At 32.4% G+C, this 8,140-nt stretch carries 7 protein-coding genes, 2 tRNA genes, 1 pseudogene and 1 riboswitch; of the genes and pseudogenes, 1 reads left to right on the forward strand and 9 read right to left on the reverse strand.

Going from position 1 to position 8,140, the window contains the following annotated elements; genetic code table 11:
- Entirely contained in the window at positions 1 to 330 is a 330-nt protein-coding gene (locus SLH33_RS12520; RefSeq protein WP_320419460.1) for a hypothetical protein, read from the forward strand.
- A 39-nt stretch (positions 331 to 369) separates the two neighbouring features.
- Here the strand turns inward: SLH33_RS12520 and SLH33_RS12525 are convergent.
- The 9 genes and pseudogenes from SLH33_RS12525 to SLH33_RS12565 form a co-directional block, all read right to left on the reverse strand.
- A tRNA-Asp gene (locus SLH33_RS12525) sits at positions 370 to 443 on the reverse strand.
- A gap of 46 nt (positions 444 to 489) precedes the next feature.
- A tRNA-Asp gene (locus SLH33_RS12530) sits at positions 490 to 563 on the reverse strand.
- Positions 564 to 615: 52 nt separating this feature from the next.
- Positions 616 to 1,539, reverse strand: coding sequence for a DUF58 domain-containing protein (locus tag SLH33_RS12535; protein ID WP_320419461.1), 924 nt, complete (start codon positions 1,537 to 1,539; stop codon positions 616 to 618).
- 67 nt (positions 1,540 to 1,606) lie between these two features.
- Complete coding sequence (trxA, locus tag SLH33_RS12540; protein ID WP_320419462.1) at positions 1,607 to 1,924, reverse strand: thioredoxin; 318 nt, start codon at positions 1,922 to 1,924, stop codon at positions 1,607 to 1,609.
- Between the two features lie 119 nt (positions 1,925 to 2,043).
- A complete protein-coding gene (metF, locus tag SLH33_RS12545) occupies positions 2,044 to 3,000 on the reverse strand; it encodes a methylenetetrahydrofolate reductase [NAD(P)H] (RefSeq protein ID WP_320419463.1) in 957 nt (318 codons plus the stop codon).
- Positions 3,001 to 3,230: 230 nt separating this feature from the next.
- Positions 3,231 to 5,885, reverse strand: a complete 2,655-nt coding sequence (gene metH, locus SLH33_RS12550; protein WP_413818269.1) for a methionine synthase — start codon at positions 5,883 to 5,885, stop codon at positions 3,231 to 3,233.
- Between the two features lie 5 nt (positions 5,886 to 5,890).
- A complete protein-coding gene (locus SLH33_RS12555) occupies positions 5,891 to 6,910 on the reverse strand; it encodes a homocysteine S-methyltransferase family protein (protein ID WP_320419465.1) in 1,020 nt (339 codons plus the stop codon).
- A gap of 52 nt (positions 6,911 to 6,962) precedes the next feature.
- A riboswitch (SAM riboswitch) is annotated at positions 6,963 to 7,067 on the reverse strand.
- A gap of 63 nt (positions 7,068 to 7,130) precedes the next feature.
- Positions 7,131 to 8,018 (reverse strand): cysteine synthase CysM, encoded by an 888-nt coding sequence (gene cysM / locus SLH33_RS12560; protein WP_320419466.1) that lies wholly within the window; start codon positions 8,016 to 8,018, stop codon positions 7,131 to 7,133.
- A 10-nt stretch (positions 8,019 to 8,028) separates the two neighbouring features.
- Positions 8,029 to 8,140: pseudogene (locus tag SLH33_RS12565) on the reverse strand (ferredoxin--NADP(+) reductase); the annotation flags it as partial.

Raw genomic sequence — 8,140 nt, forward strand, 5'->3', positions numbered from 1 at the left:
ATGATAGATTTTGAAAAAATATTACAAGAACTCAAAAAAGTTTTGACTGATTTATTTAAGGATAAATATTCGGAGTTCACTAAAGAATCTAAAAAAGATGTTGAAGCTATTTTAAGTGATTCGAAAGAAAAGTTAGAGCGTTGGACGATTTTACTTGCGGAAGGAAAAATTACCTTACAAGATTTTAAATGGTTGCTCGAGGCTCAAAAAGATTTACTGCATATGAAAGCCTTATATAAAGTTGGTGTTTCTAAAATTAGTTTGGGGCATTTTAAAAACAAGGTAATAAACACCATTTTTGATGTAATAAAAGGAGTGGTATTTGGATAAAAATAAAAAAGCCTCTCATAATTTTGAGAGGCTTTTTTGCGGTCTGGACGGGACTCGAACCCGCGACCCCATGCGTGACAGGCATGTATTCTAACCAGCTGAACTACCAGACCGTTTGCATATAGCAAATATGTTTAAAAATGTTTTAAGAACTTTTCGCGGTCTGGACGGGACTCGAACCCGCGACCCCATGCGTGACAGGCATGTATTCTAACCAGCTGAACTACCAGACCGTTGCGTTAAGCGGATGCAAATATAAAACTTTTTTTAAATTAAAATAACAAATCATAAAAATTTTTGTCTGCTAATAAAGTAGGAGGTAAGTACAGAATTGAATCCTTCGTGAATATTCACCGGAACATAATCTATTTTATATTGTAAACATTTATTTTTTAGTTCTTTAAAGAAATTACTTGCCAATTCTTGATATTTATCTTTAATTGTATTGGCATACAAATTAATTTCTTCACCAGTTTCAACATCAAAAAACTTTTTGGGTGCATCATCAAAATCAAAATTAAGTTCTAAGTTTTTATCGTAAGTATGAAATAAAACCACATCGTGCTTATTGTATTTCAAATGTCTTAAAGCATCAAACAATTCTTCTTGTTTTTTGGTAGTTTGAAACATATCAGTAAACAAAAAAATCAAAGATCTTCTGTGAATTTTTTCTGCAATTTCATGTAAGAATTGATAGGTTTCTGTTGAAGATGATTTGCTGGATTCTAATAATTTTTCCAGCTGATGCGTAATCATTTTTCTATGGCGTTCACTCCCTTTTTCAGGGGCATAATATTCATAAGTATCTGAATAAACACTTAAACCCACGGCATCTCTTTGTCTTTTTAAAATTTCCATCAAACAGGCAGAGGCTACAGCAGCAAATCCAATTTTATTTAAGTTGTTTAATGATTGTGTTTTAACAATAGGGTAGTGCATAGATGCTGAATTATCTATGATAATATGGCATCTTAAATTTGTTTCTTCTTCGTATTTTTTAGTGTAAAGTTTTTCAGTTTTAGCAAATAATTTCCAATCTATATGACGAGTGCTTTCTCCTTTATTATATAATTTGTGTTCAGAAAACTCCACAGAAAACCCATGAAACGGACTTTTATGCATGCCGGTTATAAAACCTTCTACTACTTGTTTTGCCAACAAATCGAGGTTTTTTATTTCTGATGATTGTAATTGAGAAAGATTTAACATAGACTACCGAAAATAAAAAAAGGTTTGACAAAAGCCAAACCTTTTTATTTTTTACTGTATTGTTTTATTATAATGCAGCGTCAATTTTGTCGGTATATGCTTTTTTAGGAGCAGCACCTACTTGTTTAGCCACAACTTCACCATTTTTAAATACTAAAACAGTTGGGATGTTTCTAACTCCGTACTTAGCAGCAAATTCTTGATTAGCATCAACATCTACTTTACCAACTACTGCTTTACCATCATATTCTTTACTAATTTCATCTACAATTGGTCCTACCATTCTACAAGGTCCACACCAAGTTGCCCAAAAATCAACCAAAACTGGTTTGTCTGATTTTAATACTACGTCTTCGAAAGATGCATCTGTAATTTCTAATGCCATTTTATTTCTGTTTTAAATTATAAATCACGTCTTTAAGTCACAAAAATAAACAAATATTTGACTTTTGCAATTTTTATAAAATTGGTTTTTGTTATACTTAAATTGATGTTACTGATATTTTAAAAAACTTTTGATGCAATTTGCTGGATGTTATCACTTTTTCCCATGGAATAATAATGAAGAACGGGAATTTTAGCTTTTTTTAATTCTTTACTTTGTTCAATGCACCATTCTATTCCTACTTGTTTAATTTCAGTTGGATTTTTACATTTTATAACTTCTTTGATCAAATCATCTGGAATATCAACATGAAATCTGTGAGGAATTAAATTCAATTGTTTTTTGGTTGATAAAGGTTTTAACCCTGGAATTATAGGAATGTTGATGCCTTCTTTCCTGCATTTTTCAGCAAAATTGAAAAATTTTTGATTGTCAAAAAACATCTGCGTTACAATATAACTGGCACCATTAGCTATTTTTTTCTTTAAAAAATGAATATCAGAGTCTAAACTTGGGGCTTCAATATGCTTTTCAGGGTAACCTGCAACACCAATACAAAAATCAGTTTTGGAAGAGTTTTGCAAATCATCATCTAAATAAATTCCTTGATTCAAGTTGTTTATTTGACCTACTAACTGACTTGCGTATATATGTCCTTCTTTTTCGGCTTTAAAATAAGTTTCGCTTTTTACCGCATCACCGCGTAAGGCAACTACATTATCAATGCCTAAAAAGTCTAGGTCAATGAGGAAGTTTTCGGTGTCTTCTTTGGTAAAACCACCACATAAAATATGTGGCACAGCATCTACCTTATATTTATTTTGAATAGCAGCACAAATACCCACAGTTCCTGGGCGTTTTTTTACGACTTGTTTTTTTAACAATCCGTTTTCTAATTCTTTATACACATATTCTTCACGATGATAGGTTACATCAATAAAAGGAGGATTGAACTCCATTAAAAGGTCAATGTTTTCAAAAATAGTTTGAATATTATGACCTTTTAATGGAGGTAATATTTCAAATGAAAATTGAGTTTCTCCGTTGGCTTTTTGTATGTGTTCTGTTACCTTCATAATTTATTTATAAAGGCGTATTTTAACTTTTTTAAAAGATGTAAGCTATGAGTAATGATAAAATTGACATTACTAAAAACTGAATAGCAAACTTAATTTCTAGATGATACTTTTTCATAGTTATTAGTTTTTGCAATGCAATATTACTATAGTTTTGAGGCTTTTGTTTTACCTTATTAAAAACTTTTTGTTAAGTTAAATACGTCTTTCTTTTTTATTTAAAATAATTATTAAATGTTTGATATATTGGGGTGTAGCCATTTATAGGCTTTTTCTAAAGAAATATTTTTTCTTTTAGCAAAATCTTCTACTTGATCGTCGGTTATTTTTCCCAATCCAAAGTACTTCGCTTCTTCATTAGCAAAATAATATCCGGATACAGCAGCAGCAGGCCACATGGCTAAACTTTCTGTAAGTGTAACACCAATGGTTTCTTCTACCTTTAATAATTGCCAAATAGTTTCTTTTTCAAGATGATCTGGACATGCAGGATATCCTGGGGCAGGACGAATACCCTTATAGTTTTCTTTAATTAAATCTTCATTGGTTAAGTTTTCATTGGTAGCATAACCCCAATGTTTTGTTCGGATTCTGTGATGTAAATATTCTGCAAAGGCTTCAGCAAAACGGTCTGCTAATGCTTGTGCCATAATAGCATTATAATCATCTTCTTTCTCTTTATATTGGTTTGCCAGCTCATCTGCACCAAAAATAGCTGTACAAAAAGCACCCATATAATCGGTTAAGTTTGTTGCTTTTGGAGCAATAAAATCGGCTAAAGCTAGATTAGGAGTATTTTCTTTCTTTTTTAATTGTTGGCGTAAGGTTCTGAAAACTGCTACTTCTTTTCCTTTTTTCTGAATAGATATATCATCATCGTTTATTGTGTTTGCTTCGAATAAGCCAAAAATTCCTTTTGGTTTTAGTAATTGTTTTGTAACTATTTCTTGGAGCATTATTTGAGCATCTTCATATAAACCTGTGGCTTGTTCACCCACAATCTCATCTGTTAAAATATCGGGAAATTTTCCGTGTAAATCCCATGAACGAAAAAATGGAGACCAGTCAATATAAGGAACCAACTCTTTTAAACTTATCTGTTGTAAAGTTTGTATTCCTAATTCTTTTGGTTTTTTAATAATTGTTGATTGCCAATCTATTTTAAACTTGCGTTTACGGGCTTCTTCAATTGAAATGTAGGTTTTACTTTTTCCTCTTTTTAAAAACTTCTCCCGAAATTCTTTATAATCTTTTTTTAAGTGGGCTACATATTCGGTTTTTGTATTCTCGTTTAACAAATCGCCAACTACTGTTACTGCTCTTGAAGCGTCATTTACATGAACTACTGCATTTTTATATTGAGTGTCTATTTTAACTGCGGTATGAGCTTTAGAAGTTGTTGCTCCACCAATTAATAACGGAACATTAAAATTTTGACGCTCCATTTCTTTGGCTAAGTATACCATTTCATCTAAAGAAGGAGTTATTAACCCACTTAAGCCAATGGCATCTACATTTTCTTTTTTTGCAGTTTCAATTATTTTTTCTGGAGGCACCATAACACCTAAATCTACAATTTGATAATTGTTGCATCCTAATACAACAGAAACAATATTTTTGCCTATATCATGCACATCTCCTTTAACTGTTGCCATTAAAATTTTTCCTAATGCTTTTTGCTTTTCTCCTTTTTCGGCTTCAATAAAAGGATTTAAATAGGCTACTGCTTTTTTCATAACACGAGCAGATTTTACTACCTGAGGTAAAAACATTTTCCCATCACCAAACAAATCTCCAACTACATTCATTCCGGTCATTAAATGGCCTTCTATAACGTGCAAAGGTTTGGCTGAATTGATTCTGGCTTCTTCAGTATCTTCTATAATAAAGGTATCTATTCCTTTTACTAAGGCATGTGTAATTCTTTCTTGTAAGGATAAATTTCGCCATTCTAAAACAGTTGTATCATCTTCTTTTTTATTTCCTTTTACAGTTTCGGCAAAAGTTAATAAACGTTCTGTTGCATCATCTCTTCTGTCAAGAATTACATCTTCAATATGTTCTAATAAATCTTTGGGTATATTATCGTATACTTCAAGCATTGTAGGGTTTACAATTCCTATATTCATACCAGCTTGTATGGCGTAAAATAGAAATACAGAATGCATTGCTTCTCGTACAGTATTGTTTCCTCTGAAAGAAAAAGAAATATTACTTACGCCTCCGCTTACACTTACGTTTGGTAAATTTTCACGCACCCAGCGGGTTGCTTCAATAAAATCGATTGCATTTTTTCGATGCTCTTCCATTCCTGTAGCTACAGGAAAAATATTCAAATCGAAGATAATATCTTCAGAAGGGAAGCCTACTTTGTTTACTAATATTTTATAGGATCTTTCAGCTATTTCAATTCTTCTTTGGTAATTATCTGCTTGTCCTATTTCATCAAAGGCCATGACTATAACTGCTGCACCATAACGTTTAATTTGGGTTGCTTCCCAAATAAATTTTTCTTCTCCTTCTTTTAAGCTGATTGAATTTACAACACACTTACCTTGTACAACTTGTAACCCTGCTTCAATAATTTCCCATTTAGAGCTATCAATCATTATAGGAACTCTAGCTATATCTGGTTCGGATGCCACTAAGTTTAAAAAACGAACCATGGCTTCTTTTCCGTCAATTAAGCCATCATCCATATTAATGTCAATAATTTGTGCTCCACCATCTACTTGATTTCGGGCAATAGCCAAAGCCTCGTCAAATTTTTCTTCTTTTATTAAGCGTAAAAATTTACGTGACCCAGCTACATTGGTGCGTTCACCCACATTAATAAAATTACTTTCTGGTGTAATAATTAAGGGTTCTAAGCCAGATAATTGCATGTACTTTATACACTCACTCTCCATTGTTCAGTTTCTTTTATTTTTCTAGGTTTGTATTTAGCGGCTATTTCTGCAATTGCTGTAATGTGTTTTGGTGTTGTGCCACAACAACCACCTATAATATTGATAAGTTTTTTCTTTAAATACTCTTCTATTTGTACAGACATTTCTTGGGGTGATTCATCATATTCTCCAAAAGCATTGGGTAATCCAGCATTAGGGTGTGCAGAAATAGCAAAGTTTGTTTTAGAAGCTATTGCTTCTAAATGAGGTTGCATTAAATTTGCTCCTAGGGCACAGTTAAATCCAACTGATAATAAAGGAATATGAGAAATTGAAATTAAAAAAGCTTCTGCAGTTTGGCCAGAAAGAGTTCTGCCGGAAGCATCTGTGATAGTTCCGGATACCATTACAGGAACATTTAGATTTCTTTCTTCTTTTATTTCTTCAATAGCAAATAAAGCAGCTTTAGCATTTAGGGTGTCAAAAACCGTTTCAACCAATAAAATATCGGCACCACCATCTAATAGTGCTTCTGCTTGTTGTTTGTATGCAATACGAAGATCGTTATAAGTTATAGCTCTGTAGCCAGGGTCATTAACATCTGGAGACATGCTTGCTGTTCGGTTAGTTGGGCCTATTGAGCCTGCAACAAAACGTGGTTTGTGAGGTTCTTTTTTTGTAAACTCATCAGCAACTTCTTTGGCGATTTTTGCCGATTGATAATTGAGTTCGTAGACCAAATTTTCCATTTGATAATCTGCCATAGCAATGGTAGTACCGGAAAAAGTATTGGTTTCTACAATATCTGCTCCTGCTGCAAAATATTTATAATGTACCTCTTTTACTGCTTTTGGTTGTGTAATAGATAACAAGTCGTTGTTCCCTTTTAAAGAACAAGGATGTTCTTTAAACCGCTTACCGCGAAAATCTTCTTCAGTAAAATTATATTGCTGAAGCATTGTTCCCATGGCACCGTCGAGCACGAGAATTCTTTTTTGTATTTCTGAATAAATGTTGACCATTCCTGATAGTGTAATTATAATGTTATCAGGAAAAGAGAAGTAAAAAATCTTTCCGTTATCTCTCTGTATTTTACAGTAGAATTTAGCACCTTCTTTGTTTTTCAAAGGGTTGCTAAGGCTTCAAAGGGTCTAATCCCTCCACCTTTCTTGATAACATCAAATAAATTAATGAACTAATTTGTGGTTACAAATAAACAAACTTTTTTTATGTTTTCACAATCTAATTAAATAAATCTGAGGATAAATAACGATCACCTCTATCGCAAACAATTGCTACAACTACTCCTTTTTCTATTGACTTTGCTATTTTAAGAGCAGAAATAAAAGCTCCACCACTGCTCATACCTGCAAAAATGCCTTCTTCTTGAGCTAATTTTAGAGTTCCTTCTTTTGCTTCTTCTTGATTTATTTCTAAAATTTGATTTATTTTTTGAGGTTTAAATATTGCAGGTAAATATTCTTTAGACCATTTTCTTATTCCTGGAATTCTAGTTCCTTCTTTTGGTTGAACTCCAATGATTTCTATGTTTTTGTTCTGTTCTTTTAAATAGTCAGAAACCCCCATAATAGTTCCTGTTGTGCCCATTGCAGAAACAAAATGAGTGATTTGGCCTTTAGTGTCTTTCCATATTTCTGGTCCTGTAGTAGAATAGTGTGCTTTTGGATTATCTAAATTATCAAACTGATTTAACCTGAAATATCCTTTTTCATATTTGATCTTTAAAGCATAATCAATAGCTCCTTCCATACCTAGTTCTGATGGGGTTAAAATAACTTTAGCACCATAGGCTCTCATTGTTTTTACACGTTCTTCTGTTGCGTGTTCAGGCATTACTAAAACCATATTAACACCAAGTACTTTTGCCATTAAAGCTAGAGCAATACCTGTATTTCCACTAGTAGCCTCTACTAAAGTGTCTCCTTTTTTGATGTTTTTTTTCTTAAGAGCTTCAGAAATCATAAAATAAGCAGCTCTATCTTTTACACTTCCACCCGGATTGTTTCCTTCGAGTTTTAATAATAATTTTACATTAGGTTTGTTAAAAGCATTTTTAACTTCTATTAAAGGGGTATTTCCTACAAAATCGATAATACTTTTTGTTTTCATGTTTTTAGTTTTATTCAATAGCTTTAACAACTGCTTTTGGTGCTTCTTTTTTTGTTCCATCAAAACCTTCTACACCACCTACTGTTGTGTATTTCATGACATATTTTTTATCTGGGTAAATT

This window comes from Tenacibaculum sp. IB213877, from assembly GCF_034043975.1.
Taxonomy (GTDB): Bacteria; Bacteroidota; Bacteroidia; order Flavobacteriales; family Flavobacteriaceae; genus Polaribacter.